Origin of the sequence: Pseudomonas silensiensis, from assembly GCF_050434865.1 — a bacterium.
In the GTDB taxonomy this organism is placed as follows: domain Bacteria; phylum Pseudomonadota; class Gammaproteobacteria; order Pseudomonadales; family Pseudomonadaceae; genus Aquipseudomonas; species Aquipseudomonas fluorescens_W.
The window spans coordinates 12838-36134 of sequence record NZ_JBNDJH010000007.1 but is presented as its reverse complement, the minus strand read 5'-3'; the positions used below and the strand labels follow the sequence as shown (position 1 = coordinate 36134).

The window sequence follows — 23297 nt, the reverse complement described above, 5'->3', positions numbered from 1 at the left end:
CGAGTGGGACATCAGACTAGTCGAGACTGGTCTTAATGGTTCTCTTCGTGCGCCATCGACAGGTAAACGATGGTCAGCATCATGAAGATAAACGCCTGCAGGGTGATGATCAGGATGTGGAACACAGCCCACGCCCACTGCAGAACTACGCCCAGGCCGCTAAGCCAGAGCAGACCGCTGCCGAACATCACAGCAATCAGAATGAAGACCAGTTCGCCGGCATACATGTTGCCGAACAGACGCAGTGCCAGGGAGATTGGCTTGGCAACCAGCGTCACAAACTCCAGCAGGAAGTTCACCGGGATCAGCAGGGCTTGAACGAAGACGTTCTTGCTGCCGAAAGGGTGCAGGGTCAGTTCGCCGATGAAGCCGCCGATGCCCTTGACCTTGATGCTGTAGAAAATGATCAACGCGAACACCGACAGGGACATACCCAGGGTCGCGTTCGGGTCAGTGGTTGGAACAGCACGGAAGACCAGATGTGGGTCGCCAGTAATGAAGGCAGCCACTTTCGGAATCCAGTCGACCGGAACCAGGTCGACGGCGTTCATCAGGAACACCCAGACAAAAATTGTCAGTGCCAATGGTGCGATCAATGGATTACGGCCGTGAAAGGTATCTTTCACGCTGCTGTCGACGAACTCGATCAGAACCTCGACGAAGTTCTGCAAGCCGCCAGGCTGACCGGAAGTCGCCTTCTTTGCCGCCATGCGGAAAAGAAGAACGAAGATCAGACCCAACGCGACCGACCAGCCGAGAGTATCGACGTGGAAAGCCCAGAAGCCCATTTCTTTGGCTTCTGCTGCGGTGTGGGCAAAACCCCACCCGCCAGTTGGGTGCTGACCGAAGGTCAGGTTCTGCAAGTGGTGCTGGATATAGCCCGAAGCGGTTGTCTCTGCCATGGTTGCCTCAAACGCCCTAAGGTCTCGAAAGTCTTGTTCTCATCAGCAGGGGCGCGAACCAGCTGACCAGTTGGGTCAACACGAAGACGCCGAATACAGCTAGCGGCGCCAATGGCTTCACACCTGCAAACGTCAGTGCAAAGAGCACTGCCGTCAAAATTAGTTTGCCCGCCTCGCCGGCATAAAAAGACCGGACGATGGCTTGAGCTGCTCGGGCGCCGGAAAACCGAAATGCCCTGTGAGCGAAATAAACATTGGGTAGCAAGGCTATCAGGCCTCCGCAGAGTCCTGAGTACCCGGCTACGACTCCATGCCAGTACCAAAGCGCCAAAGCGGCCAGTACCAAAACGACAAATTGAGCCAGTAGGACCGGAAAAACTGCCAGGCGATGGAACGGCAAGCGGTTTGGCGTGCGGCTCTCCATCGTTTTTGCTCCCCAATGATCGGCTGCCAGAATTCAATAACTTGGCATAATTTGTGCCGACAAAATGCGCGCAGAGTATAGGGGCGGTTCTGCCCCTATTCAACTGTCAGGTAGTGATTTCCGACTCCACGCTACATGAGGAAATGTTTCAGCGGATGTGTGCAAGTACACCTTGAAGCTCATCCAGGGAGTTGTAACCGATCACCAACTGCCCCTTCCCCTTTTTCCCGTGGCGAATCTGCACCGCAGAGCCTAGGCGCTCAGCCAGACGCTGTTCGAGTCGAGCAATATCAGGGTCCGGCTTTACCGGTTCAGCAGGTTCCGGTTTACCACTCAACCACTGGCGAACCAGTGCTTCAGTCTGGCGTACGGTCAGCCCCCGTGCGACAACGTGTCGCGCCCCTTCAACCTGTTGATTTTCCGGTAAACCGAGCAAAGCACGGGCATGACCCATTTCCAGGTCGCCGTGGGACAGCATGGTTTTGATGACTTCCGGCAACGCGATCAAGCGTAGCAGGTTGGCTACGGTCACGCGGGATTTGCCCACAGCTTCGGCCACTTGTTGCTGCGTCAGCTGGAATTCCTGCTGCAAACGCTGCAAAGCCACCGCTTCTTCGATCGGATTGAGGTCTTCGCGCTGGATGTTCTCGATCAGCGCCATGGCGATCGCGGTTTCATCCGGCACATCGCGAACCATTGCCGGGATGGTTTCCTGCCCAGCCTGCTGACTGGCGCGCCAGCGGCGTTCACCGGCGATGATTTCGAAGCGACCGCTGCCAATCGGACGAACCACGATCGGCTGCATCACTCCCTGAGCCTTGATCGACTGCGCCAGCTCTTCCAGCGCCTGAGGATCCATGTCCCGGCGCGGCTGGTACTTGCCGCGCTGGATCAGGTCCAGGGGCAGGTGCTGCAGCTCACGCTGATCAGCCTGCACCGCTTGTTCTTCCAGCGAGCTGACAGTCGGACCACTCAGCAGTGCATCCAGTCCACGTCCGAGACCTCGTTTCTTGACGGCCATGGGGATTCCTTAAGTTGCCTGAGCAGCGGCAGTGCGTGAGTTTTTGCGTTGACGACGAACCATCTCGCCCGCCAATGCCAGATAGGCAATGGCGCCCCGCGATGATTTGTCGTACGCCAGCGCCGGCATGCCATAGCTTGGTGCTTCAGCCAGGCGGATGTTGCGCGGAATCACCGTGTCGTAGAGCTGCTCGCCGAAGTGTTCCTTGAGCTGCGCCGAAACATCGTTCATCAGGCTCAGGCGCGGGTCATACATGGTCCGCAACAGGCCTTCGACTTTCAGGTTCGGGTTCAGCAACTCAGCGATGCGCTTGATGTTATCCACAAGGTCGCTCAAGCCTTCGAGCGCGAAGTACTCGCACTGCATGGGGATAATCACCCCATCAGCGGCGACCAAAGCGTTCAGCGTCAGCATCGACAACGACGGTGGACAGTCGATCAAAATGTAATCGTAGTTTTCACGGATCGGCGCCAGCGCGCTACGCAGACGGCTTTCCTTCATCTGCATTTCCAGCAGAACCACTTCGGCCGCAGTCAGGTCGCGGTTGGCCGGCAGCAGTTGGTAACCACCGTGCTCGGAGTAATGCATGGCCTGAGCCAGATCGCATTCGCCGATCAGCAGGTCGTAGACCGAGTTTTCCAGGCCGTGTTTATCCACACCGCTACCCATGGTGGCGTTGCCCTGTGGATCGAGATCGATCAACAGCACCCGACGCTTGGTAGCGACCAGGGAAGCTGCGAGGTTGATGCAGGTGGTGGTCTTGCCCACACCACCCTTTTGGTTCGCTATCGCGAATACCTTAGCCATTCTTGCTTGTGTTCCCAATCATGCCGTGCGGCGCAGTATCAGCAGATGGCGTTGGCCTTGGCAACCGGGTACGGCCAGGGCGTGTTCGCTATCGAGGTGGAAGTCTGCCGGCAATGCTACCAGCTCATCGGCGGGATGAACGCCCTTCATTGCCAGCCAACGTGTTTCGGTGTCGCCGAGGTGGCGAGTCCAGTTGCTGAAGTTCTCCATGCTGCTGAACGCCCGGGAAATAATCCCGTTGAATGGCTGATCAGGCTGAAAAGCTTCGACGCGACTGTGGATAACTTGCAGGTTATCCAGTTTGAGTTCGAGTTTGACCTGAGTCAGGAAGCGGGTTTTCTTGCCGTTGCTGTCCAGGCAGGTCACTTGGGACTCTGGAAACAGGATGGCCAACGGAATACCCGGCATGCCGCCACCGCTGCCGACGTCCAGCCAGCGACCGTTTTCGACGAACGACATCACGCTCAAACTATCGAGCAAGTGACGGGAAACCATTTCATCCGGGTCGCGTACGGCAGTCAGGTTGTAAGCCTTGTTCCATTTTATCAACAGGGCCAGATAACCCAGCAGCTGCGCGTGCTGGGTTTCTGTCAGCGTGACACCGAGCTGGCGAGCACCTGTGGATAACTCTTCTGCGTGTTGCGAGGTGACCAACGAACTCAAGCGCTTTGCTCCAACTGACGGCCCGCGCCGCGTTTTTTCAAATGAATCATCAACAGCGAAATCGCTGCCGGCGTCACACCCGGGATACGCGACGCCTGGCCCAAAGTCTCTGGACGGGTCGCACCGAGCTTGCTCTGGATCTCTTTGGAGAGACCGGAAATATTCGTGTAATCGATATCCACAGGCAGTTTTGTGTCTTCGCTGGCCCGCAGTCGCGCGATTTCATCCTGCTGGCGATCAATGTAACCGGCGTATTTGGTCTTGATTTCGACCTGCTCGGCGACTTGTGGATCTTCTGCGCCGCCACCGGTCACGGCGATCAGACCAGCGTAGTCGATTTCCGGACGGCTCAGCAGATTGAGCAAGTTGTATTCGTGGGTCAGCGGCGTGCCGAACTTCTCGGAAATCGCATCGCCTTGCTCGGTGCCCGGGCGAACCCAGGTACTTTTCAGGCGTTGCTCTTCCAGCGTGATGCTTTCGCGTTTGGTGCAAAACGCAGCCCAACGCGCGTCATCCACCAGACCCAGTTCGCGACCTTTTTCGGTCAAGCGCAGGTCGGCGTTGTCTTCGCGAAGGATCAGGCGGTATTCGGCGCGGGACGTGAACATCCGATACGGTTCCTGGGTACCCAGGGTAATCAGGTCGTCGACCAACACTCCGATGTACGCCTCGTCGCGACGCGGGCACCAGGCATCTTTGCCCTGAGCACGCAGTGCGGCGTTGGCCCCGGCCAGCAAACCCTGGGCGCCGGCTTCTTCGTAACCGGTGGTGCCGTTGATTTGCCCGGCAAAGAACAGACCGCCGATAACTTTGGTTTCCAGGCTGTACTTCAGGTCACGCGGGTCGAAGTAGTCGTATTCGATGGCGTAACCCGGACGAACGATGTGCGCGTTTTCCATGCCGCGGATCGATTGCACGATCTGCAGTTGCACGTCGAACGGCAGGGATGTGGATATCCCGTTCGGGTACAGCTCGTTGGTCGTCAGGCCTTCCGGTTCGATGAAGACCTGATGGCTTTCCTTGTCGGCAAAGCGATGGATCTTGTCTTCGATCGACGGGCAATAACGCGGGCCGATACCTTCGATCAACCCGGCATCGGAATACATCGGCGACCGATCCAGGTTGGCGGCAATGATTTCGTGGGTGCGGGCGTTGGTGTGGGTAATCCAGCAGCTGACCTGTTTCGGGTGCTGCTCTTTGGAACCCATGAACGACATCACCGGGATCGGTGTATCGCCTGCTTGCTCGGTCATCACCGAGAAATCCACAGAACGACCGTCAATACGCGGTGGTGTACCGGTTTTCAAGCGACCCACGCGCAGTGGCAATTCACGCAAACGGTGAGCCAGGGCGATCGACGGCGGATCACCGGCACGGCCGCCGGAAAAATTCTGCAAGCCGATGTGGATAAGTCCACCGAGGAAGGTGCCAGTGGTCAACACCACGGAGTCCGCGAAGAAACGCAGGCCCATTTGGGTGACAACACCGCGTACTTGTTCCTGCTCGACGATCAGGTCGTCGGCGGCCTGTTGAAATATCCACAGGTTCGGCTGGTTTTCAAGGATTTCGCGGACAGCTGCCTTGTACAAAACCCGGTCAGCCTGAGCGCGGGTTGCACGCACGGCCGGGCCTTTGCGGCTGTTCAATACGCGAAATTGAATACCGCCTTTATCGGTAGCCATGGCCATCGCGCCGCCGAGGGCATCGATTTCCTTGACCAGATGGCTTTTGCCGATCCCACCGATAGCGGGGTTGCAACTCATGGCACCGAGGGTTTCCACGTTGTGCGTCAGCAACAGGGTTTTTGCACCCATACGTGCTGAGGCCAGTGCTGCCTCGGTACCGGCATGACCGCCGCCGATGACGATCACTTCAAAACGGGAAGGGAAATCCACCACGCACCTCGTGCCTGCTTCAGTTAGGTAATCAGGAATAGTTGAGCTCAGGTTTTTGGACCTGGTCGGCAAGTATAGGGACTTCGCCCTTCCTAAAGAACCCTTTGCACAAAATTTAACCAGCTGTGGAGAAGTCGCGGTTATAGAAATTAAAAAGAAAGAAATTTATTAAATCTTTGTTTTTATGTTTATTTCTACTGAGCCACCTTTCTGTGGATAGATCTCTACAGGCCTTTATATTCAATGTGTACAGAGATTCAAAACCCTGTGGTCATGTGGCAAGGAGGCCCTTGGATAACCGGTTTAAGCCTGTGGATGAAAGGGGTGCTTATCCACAGGGGCGGTTATCTTCAGTTTTGAGGCCCTGTTATCAACTGCCCTTAGAGGCAGTTATTCACAGGGCTTAATCCACAGAAAACTGCCGAATAAGCAAATCCCGGGCACGGAAAATCCGCTCAAGCAGAAAGAATCTGCTCAGCACTGGAAGAGAATTCAGGAAAAGGAGGGAACAGACAGGCACGAATGGCCTGTCTGTGGACAACGGAGAGTCTTATTTACCGATACAGAAGCTGGAAAAGATTCGTCCCAGCAGGTCATCGGAGCTGAATGCGCCGGTGATTTCACCCAAAGCGTGTTGGGCTTGTCGCAAATCCTCGGCTAACAGTTCACCGGCACCCGCCAGGGTCAGCTGTGCACGGCCGTGCTCGAGGGAAGCACTGGCGTGACGCAACGCTTCAAGGTGACGCCTGCGAGCACTGAAGCTGCTTTCCGAGGTCTGTTCGTAGCCCATGCAGGCCTTGAGATGGTCGCGCAACAATTCCAGCCCTTCACCTGCAGATTTGGCGCTCAGGCTGATGGTGACGTGGCCATCCTCGCTGACTTCCAGGGCAATGGCTTCGCCAGTGAGGTCAGCCTTGTTTCGGATCAGCGTGACTTTCGCCGGATCGGGACGGATTTCCAGAAATTCAGGCCATAACGCGAACGGATCAAGTGCCTCCGGAGCCGTCGCATCGACCACCAACAGCACGCGATCAGCCTCGCCGATTGCTTTCAGAGCCCGTTCGACGCCAATTTTTTCCACCTGGTCGTCGGTATCTCGCAGACCTGCGGTGTCAACCACGTGCAGCGGCATGCCATCGATGTGGATATGTTCACGAAGAATGTCCCGGGTGGTGCCGGCGATCTCGGTGACGATCGCGGCTTCACGACCGGCCAGTGCATTCAACAGGCTGGATTTGCCGGCATTCGGCCGGCCGGCGATTACCACGGTCATTCCGTCACGCAGCAAGGCACCCTGCCCGGCTTCGCGTAATACGGTGGATAACTCGTCACGTACTTTGTCGAGCATGCTCAGTACATGACCATCGGCGAGGAAGTCGATTTCTTCTTCAGGGAAGTCGATCGCCGCTTCGACATAGATGCGTAGGCCAATCAGTTGCTCGGTGAGGTTATGCACACGCTCGGAAAATGCGCCTTGCAAGGAACGCAGGGCATTTCGTGCAGCTTGTGCAGAACTTGCCTCGATCAAGTCGGCAATCGCCTCGGCCTGAGCCAGGTCGAGTTTGTCATTGAGGAACGCGCGCTCGCTGAATTCACCCGGCCGGGCCAACCGACAGCCCAATTCCAGGCAACGCTTGAGCAGCATATCCAGAACGATCGGACCGCCGTGGCCCTGCAGTTCCAGCACATCTTCGCCGGTGAACGAGTTCGGGCCCGGAAAATACAGGGCGATGCCTTGATCCAGCACCTCATCGTTTTCACTGAGGAATGGGCCGTAGTGGGCAAACCTTGGCTTGAGTTCACGGCCGCTGAAAGCCTTGGCCGCAACACTCGCCAGCGGTCCGGAAATACGGACGATGCCCACACCGCCGCGACCTTGAGCGGTGGCGACGGCGGCGATGGTTTCACGAGGAACGCTCATAAACCGTTATCCAGACAAAAGTGACAGATAGCAAAACGCCCCACTAGGGGGCGTTTTGAGTGGTTATCCACAGTGTAAATCAGGCAGCTGCTTTGGTAGCTGCTTCGATCTTACGAGTGATGTACCACTGTTGGGCGATCGACAGGCAGTTGTTCACTACCCAGTACAGCACCAGACCAGCCGGGAACCACAGGAAGAAGAAGGTGAAGATGATTGGCATCAGCTTCATCACCTTGGCCTGCATCGGATCCGGAGGCGTCGGGTTCAGCTGCTGCTGGATGAACATGGTTGCACCCATGATGATCGGCAGAATGAAGAACGGATCCTTGATCGACAGGTCAGTAATCCACAGCATGAACGGCGCTTGGCGCATTTCAACGCTTTCCAGCAGAACCCAGTACAGCGAAAGGAAAACCGGCATCTGCACGAGGATTGGCAAGCAACCACCCAGCGGATTGATCTTCTCTTTCTTGTACAGCTCCATCATGGATTGCGACATTTTCTGCCGGTCGTCGCCGTGTTGCTCTTTCAGCGCGGCCAGTTTCGGTGCCACTGCACGCATGCGCGCCATGGATTTGTAGCTGGCTGCCGACAGCGGGAAGAAGATCCCTTTGATCAGCATGGTCAGGAAGATGATCGACCAGCCCCAGTTACCGACCAGCGCGTGGATGTGTTGCAGCAGCCAGAAAATTGGCTGGGCAATGAACCACAGGATGCCGTAGTCGACGGTCAGTTCCAGGCCTGGGGACAACTCTTTCAGCACGGCCTGGCTTTTCGGACCTGCGTACAGAACAGCGCTGGTCTCGGCTTTTGCACCTGCCGCGACAGTCATTGCCGGTGCGGTGTAGCCGATGATGTAGTTGCCTTTGCTGTCTTTACGGGTCTGGACGAGGTTGTTCTCGCCTTTCGCCGGAATCCACGCGGTCACGAAGTAGTGCTGCAACCATGCAACCCAACCACCGTTAACGGTTTCTTTCAGCTGAGCCTTGTCCATGTCCTTCATGGACACTTTCTTGTACGGCTCGTTACTTGTCCACAGGGCGGCGCCCAGGTAAGTCGCGGTGCCGGTGGCAGTGCTGGAAGAAGGATCGGAGCTGGCGTCACGCTTCAATTGCGCGAACATTGCACCGGACCAGGGTTTGGCACTCTGGTTATCGATCAGGTAGGAAACGGTTACGTCATACAGGCCACGTTTCAGGGTGAAACGCTTGATGTAGTTGACGCCGTCCTTGCTGAACTTCAGGTCTGCGACCAATTGGTCCTGACCGTCAGCCAGTTGGTAAATCTTCTTCTCCGAGGAGTAAACCGGACGACCGGCAGGACTTGCGTCCGGACCGTCGGTGCCGATCAAACCGCTTTGAGCCAGATAAGTCCGCTCGTTGCCGTTATCGAACAACTGGAATGGAATTTCCGGATGGTCCTGGCGACGTGGATACAGCGGCAGCGTCAACTGCGCAACATCACCACCTTGTGGATCGATTGCCAGGTTGAGCACATCCGTTTTGATCTGGATGAGGTCTTTGCTTGCAGCTACTGGAGTTTCAGCAGGTGCAGTTGCACTGGTATCGCTTGCGGCGCGTGGAATGTCGTCACTGACAGAAGCATTATTGCCAGTCGCCGTATCCGGTAAGCCCGGTGCGGTAGTACTGGAAGCAACATTCTGAGTCGGCAGGGCAGCCTGGCCATAGTCCTGGTTCCATTTAAGAACCATAACGTAGGACACGATTGCCAGGGCGACGATCAGGATCGTGCGTTTGATATCCATGATTACTCGGCCATCGAAGAAGAACGGGAGGTAGGGATAGATGGAACCGGGTCATAACCACCGGGATTCCACGGATGACAGCGACCTAAACGACGAAAGGCCAGCCAGCCACCGCGCAGAAGGCCATGATTTTCTATGGCTTCATACGCGTAGCAGGAACAACTGGGGTAGAAACGACAGTGACTGGCCATCAGAGGACTAATGGCATAGCGATAAAACTGGATCGGAACGAGTGCCAGTTTACGCATCGGGACTGTCTACCCCTACAGTTTCGGTTTTGACTGCTGGTACCGGCGTGCTGCGTGCCAGACGCTTCCAGAGTTTGCCGAAATGCTGAATCAATTCGGGGTTTTCTACGTCACCCAAACCTTTGCGCGCGACGATAACGATGTCCCAGCCGGCCAGTGATTCCTGGTTCAGACGGAACGATTCGCGCATCAGACGTTTGAGGCGATTGCGCTCGACGGAGAGCTTTACGCTCTTTTTCCCGATAACCAGCCCGAGACGGGGGTGATCAAGATCGTTGTTGCGCGCAAGGAGCAGGAGATTTTTCCCCGGAACCTTGCCGGTAGGGGAGTCAAAGACTGCCTTGAAATGCCGGGGAGTAAGCAGACGCTTTTCCCGACTGAAGTCCTGACTCACCTCCAGTGCCGGATTATCAAACTGCCAGACGCGCACGACCTTTGGCGCGACGACGCGACAGGACGGCACGACCGTTCTTGGTAGCCATGCGAGCACGGAAACCGTGGGTACGAGCGCGTTTGATAGTGCTTGGTTGGAAAGTACGTTTCATTGTCGTGTTACCTGGTTCGTCCACAACGGGCCGGAATGGCCCCCGTTTTAAGAGACCGGGGATTCTAGAGAAAGCAAGCCTCTAGGTCAATTTCCAACCAGCGTTTCCTTATAAATAGATCTCCAGACGTTTTTCCTGCCGAGCTCATTGGCTAGATATAGAAATTAAGAAGGAAAGTATTTAAAGCTTTTCTGTAAAGCTTATAAAAGCTAGGGGCACGATCATCTGTGGATAACTGCCATCAGCCCTTTAAAGTCGTGATGTACAGAGAATGACAACTACGGTGGAAAACGGTGGTAACCCTGTGCTGCGCTGTCGGATAAGCTGTGTGTGAAAGAGGTACTTATCCACAGCGTGGTTATCCACCGAGTTTCGCCCCCACTTGTACAACGACCTCAGGCCCGGTTATCCACAGAGCTTATGCACAGACCGCTGGTCGCCTTTTATTCGTATAAATCACTGATTCTTCATGGGAGGTGCACAACCTTCGTGTGGATAAGTCGGGGCTGGGTCGGCTACAATGGCGGCTTGTTTTTGCCTCACCGGCTTTCAACTTAGGGGATATCCGTGTCAGTGGAACTTTGGCAGCAGTGCGTGGAGCTTTTGCGCGATGAGCTGCCTGCCCAACAATTCAACACTTGGATCCGTCCACTACAGGTCGAAGCCGAAGGCGACGAGTTGCGTGTCTACGCACCGAATCGTTTTGTTCTCGACTGGGTCAACGAAAAGTACCTGGGCCGCGTCCTTGAACTGCTGGATGAGCATGGCAATGGCATGGCGCCGGCGCTGTCCTTATTAATAGGCAGCAAGCGCAGTTCGGCACCACGTGCCGCCCCGAATGCTCCGTTGGCCGCCGCTGCTTCACAGGCTCAGGCCGCTCAAGCCCCTGTCAGCGCCCCGGCGCCAGCCCAGGTAGCCGCTCCGACCAAGCGTGCGACGCAAAAAGTTGCCGAGGTTAATGAAGAGCCATCGCGCGACAGCTTCGACCCGATGGCCGGGGCCAGTTCGCAACAAGCTCCGATTCGTGCCGAACAGCGTACGGTGCAGGTCGAAGGCGCGCTCAAGCACACCAGCTACCTGAACCGCACCTTCACCTTCGAAAACTTCGTCGAGGGCAAGTCCAACCAACTGGCCCGGGCTGCGGCCTGGCAAGTGGCGGACAATCCCAAGCACGGTTACAACCCGCTCTTCCTTTATGGTGGCGTTGGTTTGGGTAAAACCCACTTGATGCACGCTGTGGGTAACCACCTGTTAAAGAAGAATCCGAATGCCAAGGTTGTGTACCTGCATTCCGAGCGGTTCGTGGCCGACATGGTCAAGGCCCTCCAGCTGAACGCCATCAACGAGTTCAAGCGCTTCTACCGTTCGGTGGATGCATTGCTGATCGATGACATTCAGTTCTTCGCTCGCAAGGAACGTTCCCAGGAAGAGTTTTTCCACACCTTCAACGCCCTGCTTGAAGGTGGCCAGCAGGTCATTCTCACCAGTGACCGCTACCCGAAAGAAATTGAAGGCCTTGAAGAGCGCCTGAAATCCCGCTTCGGCTGGGGCCTGACGGTAGCCGTCGAGCCGCCGGAACTGGAAACCCGTGTGGCGATCCTGATGAAAAAGGCCGATCAGGCCAAAGTCGATCTGCCCCACGACGCGGCGTTCTTCATTGCCCAACGTATTCGTTCCAACGTCCGTGAGCTGGAAGGCGCGCTCAAACGCGTGATCGCCCACTCGCACTTCATGGGCCGCGATATCACCATCGAGTTGATCCGCGAGTCCCTGAAAGATCTGTTGGCACTGCAAGACAAACTGGTCTCTGTGGATAACATTCAGCGCACAGTCGCCGAGTACTACAAGATCAAGATCTCCGACTTGTTGTCCAAACGTCGTTCGCGTTCGGTAGCTCGTCCGCGTCAGGTCGCCATGGCGTTGTCCAAAGAACTGACCAACCACAGCTTGCCGGAAATCGGCGACGTGTTTGGCGGCCGGGACCACACGACTGTTTTGCACGCCTGCCGCAAGATCAACGAACTTAAGGAATCCGACGCGGACATCCGCGAGGACTACAAGAACCTGCTGCGTACACTGACCACTTGATGAACACCAGCGCAGCTTATTAAGGCAAGGGACTAGACCATGCATTTCACCATTCAACGCGAAGCCCTGTTGAAACCCCTGCAACTGGTCGCAGGCGTCGTCGAGCGCCGACAGACCTTGCCGGTGCTCTCCAACGTGCTGCTGGTTGTCGAAGGCCAGCAACTGTCGCTGACCGGTACCGACCTGGAAGTCGAGCTGGTCGGTCGTGTACAACTCGAAGAGCCTGCCGATCCAGGTTCCATCACTGTGCCTGCGCGCAAGCTGATGGATATCTGCAAAAGCTTGCCGAACGACGCGCTGATCGACATCAAGGTCGACGAGCAGAAGCTCGTGGTGAAGGCCGGCCGTAGCCGCTTCACCCTGTCGACCCTGCCGGCCAATGACTTCCCGACTGTGGAAGAAGGCCCCGGCTCGCTGACGTGCAGCCTTGAGCAAAGCAAACTGCGTCGTTTGATCGAACGCACCAGCTTCGCCATGGCCCAGCAAGACGTGCGTTACTACCTGAACGGTATGCTGCTGGAAGTTTCTGAAGGCATCATCCGCGCCGTGGCCACTGACGGTCACCGTCTGGCCATGTGCTCGATGAAGGCTGATATCGGTCAGCCGGATCGCCACCAGGTCATCGTGCCACGTAAAGGTATCCTTGAGCTGGCGCGCCTGCTGACTGAGCCGGACGGCATTGTCAGCATCGTACTGGGTCAGCATCACATCCGCGCCACCACCGGTGAGTTCACCTTCACATCGAAACTGGTCGACGGCAAATTCCCGGACTACGAGCGTGTTCTGCCGAAAGGCGGCGACAAGCTGGTACTCGGCGATCGACAGGCCCTGCGTGAAGCGTTCAGCCGTACCGCGATTCTGTCCAACGAGAAGTACCGCGGCATCCGCCTGCAACTGGCCAACGGTCAACTGAAGATCCAGGCGAACAACCCGGAACAGGAAGAAGCGGAAGAAGAAGTGGGCGTCGAGTACAACGGCGGCAATCTGGAAATCGGCTTCAACGTGAGCTACCTGCTGGACGTGTTGGGCGTCATGACGACTGAGCAGGTGCGTCTGATCCTGTCCGACTCCAACAGCAGTGCGCTGGTGCAAGAGTCCGACAACGACGACTCGGCCTACGTTGTCATGCCGATGCGTCTGTAATCATGCTCAGCAGAAGCTAGATGTCCTTAAGTCGCGTCTCGGTCACCGCGGTGCGCAATCTGCACCCGGTGACCTTCTCCCCCTCCCCCCGAATCAACATTCTTTACGGCGCCAACGGCAGCGGCAAAACCAGTGTTCTGGAAGCCATTCATCTGCTGGGGCTTGCCCGTTCGTTTCGTAGCACCCGCCTGTTACCGGTCATCCAGTATGAGCAGCTCGCCTGTACGGTGTTTGGTCAGGTGGAGTTGGCCGAGGGTGGCCACAGCGCGTTGGGGATATCCCGAGACCGTCAAGGGGAGTTCCAGATTCGCATCGACGGGCAGAACGCTCGTAGCGCGGCGCAACTGGCGGAAATCCTGCCGCTACAGCTGATCAACCCCGATAGCTTCCGCTTGCTGGAAGGCGCACCGAAGATTCGCCGGCAGTTTCTTGACTGGGGCGTGTTCCACGTGGAACCACGATTCATGTCCACCTGGCAGCGCTTGCAGAAGGCCCTGCGCCAGAGAAACTCTTGGCTGCGGCATGGTACACTTGACGCCGTTTCGCAAGCGGTTTGGGACAGGGAACTGTGCCAGGCCAGCGCTGAAATTGATGAATACCGCCGCGCTTATATCAAAGCCTTGAAACCAGTCTTTGAACAGACCTTGAGCGAACTGGTTGAGCTCGAGGGCTTAACGCTCAGCTATTACCGAGGTTGGGACAAAGACCGCGAACTGAGTGCAGTGCTCGCCGGGTCCCTTCAGCGGGATCAGCAAATGGGTCATACCCAGGCAGGACCACAGCGTGCTGATTTGCGTCTTAGATTGGGCGCACATAACGCCGCGGACATCTTGTCTCGCGGTCAGCAGAAACTGGTGGTCTGTGCATTGCGGATTGCCCAAGGGCACTTGGTCAGCCAGGCCCGACGCGGCCAGTGTATTTATCTGGTGGATGACCTGCCGTCCGAACTGGACGAGCACCACCGCCGCGCGCTTTGCCGCTTGCTGGAAGACTTACGCTGCCAGGTGTTTATCACCTGTGTAGATCACGAATTATTGAGGGAAGGCTGGCAGACGGAAACGCCAGTCGCTCTGTTCCACGTGGAACAGGGCCGTATCACCCAGACCCACGACCATCGGGAGTGAAGGCATTGAGCGAAGAAAATACGAATACCTACGACTCAACGAGCATTAAAGTGCTGAAAGGCCTGGATGCCGTACGCAAACGTCCCGGTATGTACATTGGTGACACCGACGATGGCAGCGGTCTGCACCACATGGTCTTCGAGGTAGTCGACAACTCCATCGATGAAGCGCTCGCTGGCCACTGCGACGACATCAGCATCATCATCCACCCGGACGAATCCATCACCGTTCGCGACAACGGTCGTGGCATCCCGGTAGACGTGCACAAAGAAGAAGGCGTCTCGGCAGCCGAGGTCATCATGACCGTGCTGCACGCCGGCGGTAAGTTCGACGACAACTCCTACAAAGTATCCGGCGGCCTGCACGGTGTAGGTGTGTCGGTGGTGAACGCCCTGTCCGAAGAGCTGGTCCTGACCGTTCGCCGCAGCGGCAAGATCTGGGAACAGACTTACATTCACGGTGTTCCGAAAGAGCCGATGAAAATCGTTGGCGAAAGCGAAACCACCGGTACCCAGATTCACTTCAAGCCGTCCGACCTGACCTTCAAGAACATCCACTTCAGCTGGGACATCCTGGCCAAGCGGATTCGTGAACTGTCCTTCCTCAACTCCGGTGTCGGCATCGTCCTCAAGGATGAGCGCAGCGGCAAGGAAGAGCTGTTCAAGTACGAAGGTGGCCTGCGTGCGTTCGTTGAATACCTGAACACCAACAAGACCCCGGTCAACCAAGTGTTCCACTTCAACATCCAGCGCGAAGACGGCATCGGCGTGGAAATCGCCCTGCAGTGGAACGACAGCTTCAACGAGAACCTGTTGTGCTTCACCAACAACATTCCACAGCGCGATGGCGGTACTCACCTGGTGGGTTTCCGTTCCGCACTGACGCGTAACCTGAACACCTACATCGAAGCCGAAGGTCTGGCGAAGAAGCACAAAGTTGCGACCACCGGTGACGACGCCCGTGAAGGCCTGACCGCGATCATCTCGGTAAAAGTGCCTGATCCGAAGTTCAGCTCCCAGACCAAAGACAAGCTGGTTTCTTCCGAAGTGAAGACCGCGGTCGAACAGGAGATGGGCAAGTACTTCTCCGACTTCCTGCTGGAAAACCCGAACGAAGCCAAACTGGTCGTCGGCAAGATGATCGATGCGGCCCGCGCTCGTGAAGCGGCGCGTAAAGCCCGTGAGATGACCCGTCGTAAAGGCGCGCTGGATATCGCCGGCCTGCCGGGCAAACTGGCTGACTGCCAGGAAAAAGACCCTGCCCTTTCCGAACTGTACCTCGTGGAAGGTGACTCTGCTGGCGGCTCCGCCAAGCAGGGACGTAACCGTCGGACCCAAGCCATCCTGCCTCTCAAGGGCAAGATCCTGAACGTCGAGAAGGCGCGTTTCGACAAGATGATCTCTTCACAAGAAGTGGGCACCTTGATCACCGCGCTGGGCTGCGGCATTGGCCGTGACGAGTACAACATCGCGAAGCTGCGTTACCACAACATCATCATCATGACCGATGCTGACGTCGACGGTTCGCACATCCGTACCCTGCTGCTGACCTTCTTCTTCCGTCAGTTGCCGGAGCTGATCGAGCGCGGCTACATCTACATCGCCCAGCCACCGCTGTACAAGGTCAAGAAAGGCAAGCAAGAGCAATACATCAAAGACGACGATGCCATGGAAGAGTACATGACGCAGTCGGCCCTGGAAGATGCGAGCCTGCACCTGAACGAGGAAGCCCCGGGTATTTCCGGGCCAGCCCTCGAGCGTCTGGTGAATGACTTCCGTCTGGTAATGAAGACCCTCAAGCGTCTGTCGCGCCTGTACCCACAGGAGCTGACCGAGCACTTCATCTACCTGCCAGCCGTTAGCCTCGAGCAATTGTCCGATCACGCTGCGATGCAGGATTGGATGGCCCAGTACGAAGTTCGTCTGCGCACCGTCGAGAAGTCCGGCCTGGTTTATAAAGCCAGCCTGCGTGAAGACCGTGAACGTAATGTCTGGCTGCCTGAGGTCGAACTGATCTCCCACGGCTTGTCGAACTACGTCACCTTCAACCGCGACTTCTTCGGCAGCAACGATTACAAGACTGTTGTTTCTCTGGGCGCTCAATTGAGCACCTTGCTGGACGACGGCGCGTATATCCAGCGTGGCGAGCGCAAGAAGCCGGTGACCGAGTTCAAGGAAGCCCTTGAATGGCTGATGGCCGAAAGCACCAAGCGTCACACCATCCAGCGATACAAAGGTCTGGGTGAGATGAACCCGGATCAGCTGTGGGAAACCACCATGGACCCAAGCCAGCGCCGGATGCTCAAAGTGACCATCGAAGACGCCATTGGCGCGGATCAGATCTTCAACACCCTGATGGGTGATGCGGTCGAGCCTCGTCGTGACTTCATCGAAAGCAACGCCCTGGCGGTTTCCAACCTGGACTTCTGATCCAGCAAGCCTGCCAAACGAAAAAGGCCAACGCTTAGCGTTGGCCTTTTTTATTGTCCGTTATTGGCTCGGGTAATAAACCAATCCCGCAGTTGTTCAACCATTGAAACACGTCACCGCAGGCATAAAAAAACCGGCTATATCAGCCGGTTTTTTTACGTCCGAAAAAAACTTATGCACCTTTTTCGGTTTTTTATGGGTTTATAAAATATGTATATAAATCATAAGCTTAAAAACAAAATCCGACGCTTTTCAACAAAACAGTACACAGGTTATCCACAAAATCTCAGACAGCCACTTGATCGGTAGGAGTCGGGGCTTGCGGGGCGGGTGGCAGCGAGCCCATTTCGCGTTGCATCTGCTCGTTCCAGGCTTGGACCCGATCATTCAGATCTGCAATCGCTCGCGGCCCGCTACCCTCTGCATACATGGGTGCGCCGATGATCACGGTAATGACGCCCTGCTTCTTCGCCCAACCGGTTTTCGGCCAGAACTTGCCAGCATTGTGCGCAATCGGCAGCACGGGAAGTGCGGCGTTGACGGCTAAAGCGGTACCACCGCGAGAGAATTTTCCGATGGTGCCGTAAGGAACGCGCGTTCCCTCTGGGAAGATCAGAACCCAGACGCCGTCTTTCAGCAGTTCATCGCCCTTCTTCGCCACATGCTTGAGCGCCGCTTTCGGGTTGTCGCGGTCGATGGCGATCGGCCGCAGCATGGCCATGGCCCAGCCGAAGAATGGAACGTAGAGCAGTTCGCGCTTGAGCACCTGGCTCAAGGGCTCGAAGTAAGCGGAGAGGAAGAACGTCTCCCAGGTGCTCTGGTGGTTCGACTGAATCACGCAGGGCTGATCAGGCACGTTCTCGGCGCCCTTCACTTCGTAGCTGATGCCCAGGAAAACTTTGCTCAGCCACAAGGCGCAGCGGCACCAGTACACATTGATGAAGCGATACCGCGCCTTGAACGGTAGAAACGGCGCGATAAAAAAGCTCAGGCTGCACCAGAGCAACGAGCTGGTGCCCAGCAGCAGGTAAAAGAGGAAGGTTCTGATGGCCTGCAATATCGACATGGCGACGTTTACCGTGCGGGCTCTGCCCGTCTATATAAAGCGCACTCCCGATCAATCCTTGGTCAGGAACAATCGAAGCACTCTAATTGTGGATAAGTTCTGCGGCAATCGCCGCTAGATCGTCAAAAATCAAGGTGCCTACCGGTAGGGTCTTGCCCAAAGTCTTTTCGCCTTTTCCGGTCTTTACCAAAACTGGCTGAGAATCGACGGCTTTGGCGGCCTCCAGGTCACCAAGGGAATCGCCGACGAACCAAAGATTGGTCAGCGATACGTTGTAATGCGCGGCGATGGTTTTCAACATCCCGGGTTTTGGTTTGCGGCAATCGCAGCCATCGTCCGGCCCGTGTGGGCAATAGACGATCAGCCCGACTTCACCGCCCTGCTCCGCCACCAGCGAGCGCAAGCGCTCGTGCATGGCGTCCAGGGTGGCGATGTCGTAATAGCCGCGAGCGATGCCCGACTGGTTGGTAGCGACCGCCACCGTCCAGCCGGCCTTGCTCAACTGCGCGATGGCTTCGATCGAACCAGGGAGCGGAATCCACTCCTCCACCGACTTGATGTAAGCGTCGGAGTCGTAATTGATCACCCCGTCCCGATCGAGAATCAGCAGTTTCAACAGCAGCCCCTCAACCCAGCAGCGAAATGTCGGCGACGCCGAGGAACAGCCCACGCAGACGCGACAGCAACGCATAACGGTTGGCGCGGACCTTGGCATCTTCCGCATTGACCATTACGGCTTCGAAGAACGCGTCCACCGGCTCGCGCAAGGCAGCCAGACGTGCCAGCGATTCGCTGTACTGGCGCGCAGCGGCCATCGGCTGGACAGCCTGGTCAGCCTGCTGGATTGCCGAGTACAGGGAGAACTCGTTGGCGTTGTCGAAGTACTTGGCTTCCACGACCGAAGGAACAGAGCCTTCGACCTTGCTCAGCAAGTTCGAAACACGCTTGTTCACGGCGGCCAGGGCAGCGGCTTCCGGCAATTTGCGGAAGGCTTCTACCGCTTGTACGCGCTGATCGAAGTCCAGCGCCGAACCCGGTTTCAGGGCACGAACCGACAGGTACGTTCCGACATCAACGCCTTCGTCTTCGTAACGGGCACGCAGACGGTCGAAGATGAACTCCAGCACCGAATCGTTGAGGCCGGCAGCCTTGATCTTGGTACCGAACGCATTCACGGCAAACGCCACGGCGTCGTTCAGGTCGAGGTCGAGCTTCTTGTCGATCAGGATGCGCAATACACCCAGCGCAGCACGGCGCAAGGCGTACGGGTCTTTGCTACCGGTTGGCAGCATGCCGATACCGAAAATGCCCACCAGCGTGTCGAGCTTGTCCGCGATCGCCACGGCCGCACCGGTCAGGGTGGTCGGCAGTTCAGCGCCGGCACCGCGCGGCATGTACTGCTCGTTCAGTGCCAGTGCAACTTCTTCCGGCTCGCCGTCGTTGAGGGCGTAGTAGTAACCGGCGACGCCTTGCATCTCCGGGAACTCACCGACCATCTCGGTCGCCAGGTCGCACTTGGACAGCAGGCCGGCACGGGAAGCCCATGCGGCGTTACCGCCAATGCGTTGAGCGATGAACGCAGCGAGTTTGGAAACGCGCTCGGCCTTGTCGTAGACGCTGCCGAGTTTTTCCTGGAACACCACGTTCTGCAGGCGCAGGTTGAAGTCTTCGAGTTTCTGCTTCTTGTCTTGCTTGAAGAAGAACTCGGCGTCGGTCAGGCGTGGACGAACCACTTTCTCGTTACCGGCGATGATCTGTTGCGGGTCTTTGCTTTCGATGTTGGCCACGGTAATGAAACGTGGCAGCAACTTGCCGTCGGCATCCAGCAGGCAGAAATACTTCTGGTTGTCCTGCATGGTGGTGATCAAGGCTTCTTGCGGCACGTCGAGGAAACGCTCTTCGAACGAGCACACCAGCGGCACCGGCCATTCAACCAGCGCGGCCACTTCGTCGAGCAGGGCTGGCGGAACGATCGCCGTGCCTTCCTGCATCGTCGCCAGCTCTTCGATGCGCTTGCTGATCAGCTCGCGACGCTCGTTGGCATCGGCCAATACGTAAGCGGCACGCAGGTCGGTCAAGTAGTTGGCCGGCGAGGTGATGCGTACGCTTTCCGGGTGGTGGAAGCGGTGACCACGGGAATCGCGGCCGGACTTCTGGGCAAGGATCGTGCAATCGATGACCTGGTCACCGAGCAGCATCACCAGCCACTGGGTCGGACGAACGAATTCTTCTTTGCGAGCACCCCAGCGCATGCGCTTGGGAATCGGCAGGTCGTTCAGGGAATCTTCGACGATGGTTGGCAGCAGGCTCGCGGTCGGTTTACCGGCGATGCTTTGGCTGTAACGCAGTTTCGGACCGCTCTGATCGATTTCGCTCAGGTCGACGCCGCACTTCTTGGCGAAGCCCAATGCCGCTTGAGTCGGGTTGCCTTCGGCATCGAACGCGGCCTGACGTGGCGGGCCATCGAGGTTGATGCTGCGATCCGGCTGCTGAGTCGCCAGATCGGTGATCAGCACAGCCAGACGACGTGGCGCGGCGTAGACGGTTTTGGTCTCGTAGTTCAGGCCAGCGGCTTGCAGGCCCTTGTCGATACCGGCCAGGAACGCGTCGGCCAGGGTGTTCAGGGCTTTGGGTGGCAGTTCTTCGGTGCCCAGTTCAACCAGAAAATCTTGAGCACTCATTGTGCAGCCTCCAGCTTAGCCAACACTTCGTCACGCAGATCCGGGGTCGCCATCGGGAAGCCCAGCTTGGCGCGAGCCAGCAGGTAGGCTTGCGCAACGGAACGCGCCAGGGTGCGGACACGCAGAATGTATTGCTGACGCGCGGTCACCGAGATGGCCCGGCGCGCATCCAGCAGGTTGAAGGTGTGGGAGGCCTTCAACACCATTTCGTAGCTCGGCAACGGCAGCGGCTGGTCGAGTTCGATCAGGCGCTTGGCTTCGCTTTCGTAGAAATCGAACAGTTCGAACAGTTTTTCGACGTTGGCGTGTTCGAAGTTGTAGGTCGACTGCTCCACTTCGTTCTGGTGGAACACGTCGCCGTAGGTCACTTTGCCGAACGGACCGTCAGCCCAGACCAGGTCGTAGACCGAATCCACGCCTTGCAGGTACATGGCCAGGCGCTCAAGACCGTAAGTGATCTCGCCGGTCACCGGATAGCACTCGATGCCGCCCGCTTGCTGGAAGTAAGTGAACTGAGTCACTTCCATGCCGTTGAGCCAGACTTCCCAGCCCAGACCCCAGGCGCCGAGGGTCGGCGATTCCCAGTTGTCTTCAACGAAACGAATGTCGTGGACCAGCGGGTCCAGGCCGACATGCTTGAGGGAGCCCAGGTACAGTTCCTGGAAGTTGTCCGGGTTCGGCTTCAGCACGACCTGGAACTGGTAGTAGTGCTGCAGACGGTTCGGGTTTTCGCCGTAGCGGCCGTCAGTCGGGCGACGACTGGGCTGCACATAAGCGGCGTTCCAGGTTTCCGGGCCAATGGCGCGCAGAAACGTGGCAGTGTGGAAAGTCCCGGCGCCTACTTCCATATCGTAGGGCTGAAGTACCACACAACCTTGCTCGGCCCAGTATTGCTGGAGGGCGAGGATCAAGTCTTGGAAGGTACGCACGGCTGGCGTAGGCTGGCTCACGAAATTCACCTGTTTCTTGGGCTGCGATTTAAAGAGCGGGAGTATACCCGATTCGGTCCTGCGCACGCCCCCTGGAGCCTTATGCCACGCTGCTTTTGGTGTTCCGAAGATCCGCTGTACATGGCTTATCACGATCAGGAGTGGGGTACGCCGCTACGCGATGCGCAGGGATTGTTCGAGTTGCTTTTGCTCGAAGGGTTCCAGGCCGGCCTTTCCTGGATCACCGTGCTGCGTAAACGCGAGCACTATCGTCAGGTAATGTTCGGCTTTGACGTACAGCGCGTGGCGCAGATGAGCGACGCTGAAATCGATGAATTGATGCTCGATCCGGGCATCATTCGCAATCGCCTCAAACTCAACGCGGCCCGGCGCAATGCCCAGGCCTGGCTGGCGCTTGAGGATCCGGTGGAGTTTCTCTGGTCCTTCGTCGACGGCAAGCCTGTGATCAACCATTTCAAGGACTGCAGCGAAGTGCCGGCCGTGACGCCGACCGCCGTGGAGATGAGCAAAGGCCTGAAAAAGGCCGGCTTCACGTTCGTCGGCCCGACCATTTGTTACGCGCTGATGCAGGCCTCGGGCATGGTCATGGACCACACCCAGGATTGCGATCGCTACGCGGAGCTGGCGAACGGCGGTTAGAATAGCCGCCTCGCGCACAGCACAAGATCAGGAGTGACCTGTGGATAAGTTTAAAGGCGCCTTGCTGGTAGGCGCTCTGCGGCTGTTTGCCCTGCTTCCGTGGCGGGCAGTGCAGGCAGTGGGCTCGGCCATCGGCTGGTTCATGTGGAAAACCCCCAACCGTTCCCGCGATGTGGTGCGGATCAACCTCGCCAAGTGTTTCCCGGACATGGACGCGGCCGAGCGGGAGCAACTGGTCGGTCAGAGCCTTAAAGACATCGGCAAGTCCCTGACCGAAAGCGCCTGCGCCTGGATCTGGCCGGCCCAGCGCTCCATCGATTTGGTGCGTGAAGTCGAAGGTCTTGAGGTATTGAGGGACGCCCTCGCCTCCGGCAAAGGGGTCGTCGGTATCACCAGCCACTTGGGCAACTGGGAAGTGTTGAACCACTTCTATTGCAACCAGTGCAAACCGATCATCTTCTATCGTCCGCCAAAGCTGAAGGCTGTGGATGATTTGCTGCGCCAGCAACGGGTGCAATTAGGTAATCGGGTAGCCGCTTCCACCAAGGAAGGGATCCTCAGTGTTATCAAGGAAGTGCGCAAAGGTGGTGCAGTGGGCATTCCCGCTGACCCGGAACCGTCCGAGTCCGCCGGGATCTTCGTACCGTTCTTCGCCACCCAGGCCCTGACCAGCAAGTTCGTACCGAACATGCTCGCCGGCGGCAAAGCGGTCGGCGTATTCCTGCATGCGCTGCGGCTGCCGGACGGTTCGGGTTACAAAGTGATCCTCGAAGCTGCTCCAGAGGCCATGTACAGCACCGATACAGAGACCTCCTGTGCGGCTATGAGCCAAGTGGTCGAGCGCTATGTGCGGGCGTATCCGAGCCAATACATGTGGAGCATGAAACGCTTCAAGAAGCGCCCGCCAGGTGAAGAACGCTGGTACTGAGTCGATTGGCATGATCTGTGGATAACCCAGGGCCAGGGTTATCCACAACCGTTCAATA

The 23297-nt window shown here is 57.2% G+C and carries 21 protein-coding genes; 6 read left to right on the top strand and 15 right to left on the bottom strand.

The window, feature by feature from the left end:
• Positions 1-32: 32 nt before the first annotated feature.
• From atpB to rpmH, 11 genes are all read right to left on the bottom strand, one after another.
• Positions 33-902, bottom strand: coding sequence for a F0F1 ATP synthase subunit A (atpB, locus tag QF010_RS12190; RefSeq protein ID WP_033059685.1), 870 nt, complete (start codon positions 900-902; stop codon positions 33-35).
• 16 nt (positions 903-918) lie between these two features.
• Positions 919-1326 (bottom strand): F0F1 ATP synthase subunit I, encoded by a 408-nt coding sequence (locus QF010_RS12185; RefSeq protein WP_007948092.1) that lies wholly within the window; start codon positions 1324-1326, stop codon positions 919-921.
• 148 nt (positions 1327-1474) lie between these two features.
• Positions 1475-2347, bottom strand: a complete 873-nt coding sequence (locus QF010_RS12180; protein ID WP_033059686.1) for a ParB/RepB/Spo0J family partition protein — start codon at positions 2345-2347, stop codon at positions 1475-1477.
• 9 nt (positions 2348-2356) lie between these two features.
• Entirely contained in the window at positions 2357-3154 is a 798-nt protein-coding gene (locus QF010_RS12175) for a ParA family protein (RefSeq protein ID WP_008155709.1), read from the bottom strand.
• 18 nt (positions 3155-3172) lie between these two features.
• Positions 3173-3817, bottom strand: coding sequence for a 16S rRNA (guanine(527)-N(7))-methyltransferase RsmG (gene rsmG, locus QF010_RS12170; protein ID WP_033059687.1), 645 nt, complete (start codon positions 3815-3817; stop codon positions 3173-3175).
• Positions 3814-5712, bottom strand: a complete 1899-nt coding sequence (gene mnmG / locus QF010_RS12165) for a tRNA uridine-5-carboxymethylaminomethyl(34) synthesis enzyme MnmG (protein ID WP_033059688.1) — start codon at positions 5710-5712, stop codon at positions 3814-3816. The genes rsmG and mnmG overlap by 4 nt, the downstream gene beginning before the upstream one ends.
• Positions 5713-6262: 550 nt before the next feature.
• Entirely contained in the window at positions 6263-7633 is a 1371-nt protein-coding gene (mnmE, locus tag QF010_RS12160; RefSeq protein ID WP_033059689.1) for a tRNA uridine-5-carboxymethylaminomethyl(34) synthesis GTPase MnmE, read from the bottom strand.
• A 79-nt stretch (positions 7634-7712) separates the two neighbouring features.
• Positions 7713-9398 carry a membrane protein insertase YidC gene (gene yidC, locus QF010_RS12155; RefSeq protein ID WP_033059691.1) on the bottom strand — a complete coding sequence of 562 codons (1686 nt, stop codon included), beginning with the start codon at positions 9396-9398 and terminating at the stop codon, positions 7713-7715.
• A 2-nt stretch (positions 9399-9400) separates the two neighbouring features.
• Complete coding sequence (gene yidD / locus QF010_RS12150; RefSeq protein ID WP_074872215.1) at positions 9401-9646, bottom strand: membrane protein insertion efficiency factor YidD; 246 nt, start codon at positions 9644-9646, stop codon at positions 9401-9403.
• The gene (rnpA, locus tag QF010_RS12145; RefSeq protein WP_033059892.1) at positions 9639-10040 is read right to left on the bottom strand and encodes a ribonuclease P protein component; all 402 of its coding nucleotides are present in this window, start codon (positions 10038-10040) and stop codon (positions 9639-9641) included. The genes yidD and rnpA overlap by 8 nt, the downstream gene beginning before the upstream one ends.
• Positions 10041-10056: 16 nt before the next feature.
• The gene (rpmH, locus tag QF010_RS12140) at positions 10057-10191 is read right to left on the bottom strand and encodes a 50S ribosomal protein L34 (RefSeq protein WP_003213577.1); all 135 of its coding nucleotides are present in this window, start codon (positions 10189-10191) and stop codon (positions 10057-10059) included.
• Between the two features lie 567 nt (positions 10192-10758).
• Here rpmH and dnaA point away from each other — a divergent pair.
• From dnaA to gyrB, 4 genes are read left to right on the top strand one after another with little or no spacing between them, the layout of a single operon-like run.
• Positions 10759-12279, top strand: a complete 1521-nt coding sequence (gene dnaA, locus QF010_RS12135; RefSeq protein WP_046056621.1) for a chromosomal replication initiator protein DnaA — start codon at positions 10759-10761, stop codon at positions 12277-12279.
• A 39-nt stretch (positions 12280-12318) separates the two neighbouring features.
• Entirely contained in the window at positions 12319-13422 is a 1104-nt protein-coding gene (gene dnaN / locus QF010_RS12130; protein ID WP_008155702.1) for a DNA polymerase III subunit beta, read from the top strand.
• A gap of 20 nt (positions 13423-13442) precedes the next feature.
• Positions 13443-14546, top strand: a complete 1104-nt coding sequence (gene recF / locus QF010_RS12125; protein ID WP_007969883.1) for a DNA replication/repair protein RecF — start codon at positions 13443-13445, stop codon at positions 14544-14546.
• Between the two features lie 5 nt (positions 14547-14551).
• On the top strand, positions 14552-16975 hold the full coding sequence (gene gyrB / locus QF010_RS12120; protein WP_008155700.1) for a DNA topoisomerase (ATP-hydrolyzing) subunit B: 2424 nt from the start codon (positions 14552-14554) through the stop codon (positions 16973-16975).
• 286 nt (positions 16976-17261) lie between these two features.
• Here the strand turns inward: gyrB and QF010_RS12115 are convergent, their stop codons facing one another.
• The 4 genes from QF010_RS12115 to glyQ form a co-directional block, all read right to left on the bottom strand.
• Positions 17262-18041, bottom strand: coding sequence for a lysophospholipid acyltransferase family protein (locus tag QF010_RS12115; RefSeq protein ID WP_429511476.1), 780 nt, complete (start codon positions 18039-18041; stop codon positions 17262-17264).
• 82 nt (positions 18042-18123) lie between these two features.
• The gene (gene gmhB / locus QF010_RS12110) at positions 18124-18663 is read right to left on the bottom strand and encodes a D-glycero-beta-D-manno-heptose 1,7-bisphosphate 7-phosphatase (protein ID WP_348122319.1); all 540 of its coding nucleotides are present in this window, start codon (positions 18661-18663) and stop codon (positions 18124-18126) included.
• Positions 18664-18667: 4 nt separating this feature from the next.
• The gene (glyS, locus tag QF010_RS12105) at positions 18668-20722 is read right to left on the bottom strand and encodes a glycine--tRNA ligase subunit beta (RefSeq protein WP_033059705.1); all 2055 of its coding nucleotides are present in this window, start codon (positions 20720-20722) and stop codon (positions 18668-18670) included.
• Positions 20719-21672 (bottom strand): glycine--tRNA ligase subunit alpha, encoded by a 954-nt coding sequence (gene glyQ, locus QF010_RS12100; RefSeq protein WP_003213601.1) that lies wholly within the window; start codon positions 21670-21672, stop codon positions 20719-20721. Before glyQ ends, glyS begins: the two co-directional genes overlap by 4 nt.
• Before the next feature lie 81 nt (positions 21673-21753).
• Between glyQ and QF010_RS12095 the strand changes: the two genes are divergently transcribed.
• Both QF010_RS12095 and QF010_RS12090 read left to right on the top strand, forming a co-directional pair.
• Entirely contained in the window at positions 21754-22311 is a 558-nt protein-coding gene (locus tag QF010_RS12095; RefSeq protein ID WP_429533192.1) for a DNA-3-methyladenine glycosylase I, read from the top strand.
• Between the two features lie 40 nt (positions 22312-22351).
• A complete protein-coding gene (locus QF010_RS12090; protein ID WP_429511475.1) occupies positions 22352-23239 on the top strand; it encodes a lysophospholipid acyltransferase in 888 nt (295 codons plus the stop codon).
• Positions 23240-23297: the final 58 nt, after the last annotated feature.

Coding starts and splice junctions, on each gene's coding strand:
- recF (WP_007969883.1), top strand. CDS start 13,443: ATGTCCTTAAGTCGCGTCTCGGTCACCGCGGTGCGCAATCTGCACCCG.
- yidC (WP_033059691.1), bottom strand. CDS start 9,398: ATGGATATCAAACGCACGATCCTGATCGTCGCCCTGGCAATCGTGTCC.
- QF010_RS12095 (WP_429533192.1), top strand. CDS start 21,754: ATGCCACGCTGCTTTTGGTGTTCCGAAGATCCGCTGTACATGGCTTAT.
- rpmH (WP_003213577.1), bottom strand. CDS start 10,191: ATGAAACGTACTTTCCAACCAAGCACTATCAAACGCGCTCGTACCCAC.
- dnaN (WP_008155702.1), top strand. CDS start 12,319: ATGCATTTCACCATTCAACGCGAAGCCCTGTTGAAACCCCTGCAACTG.
- atpB (WP_033059685.1), bottom strand. CDS start 902: ATGGCAGAGACAACCGCTTCGGGCTATATCCAGCACCACTTGCAGAAC.
- yidD (WP_074872215.1), bottom strand. CDS start 9,646: ATGCGTAAACTGGCACTCGTTCCGATCCAGTTTTATCGCTATGCCATT.
- QF010_RS12115 (WP_429511476.1), bottom strand. CDS start 18,041: ATGTCGATATTGCAGGCCATCAGAACCTTCCTCTTTTACCTGCTGCTG.
- glyS (WP_033059705.1), bottom strand. CDS start 20,722: ATGAGTGCTCAAGATTTTCTGGTTGAACTGGGCACCGAAGAACTGCCA.
- QF010_RS12180 (WP_033059686.1), bottom strand. CDS start 2,347: ATGGCCGTCAAGAAACGAGGTCTCGGACGTGGACTGGATGCACTGCTG.
- QF010_RS12175 (WP_008155709.1), bottom strand. CDS start 3,154: ATGGCTAAGGTATTCGCGATAGCGAACCAAAAGGGTGGTGTGGGCAAG.
- mnmE (WP_033059689.1), bottom strand. CDS start 7,633: ATGAGCGTTCCTCGTGAAACCATCGCCGCCGTCGCCACCGCTCAAGGT.
- QF010_RS12185 (WP_007948092.1), bottom strand. CDS start 1,326: ATGGAGAGCCGCACGCCAAACCGCTTGCCGTTCCATCGCCTGGCAGTT.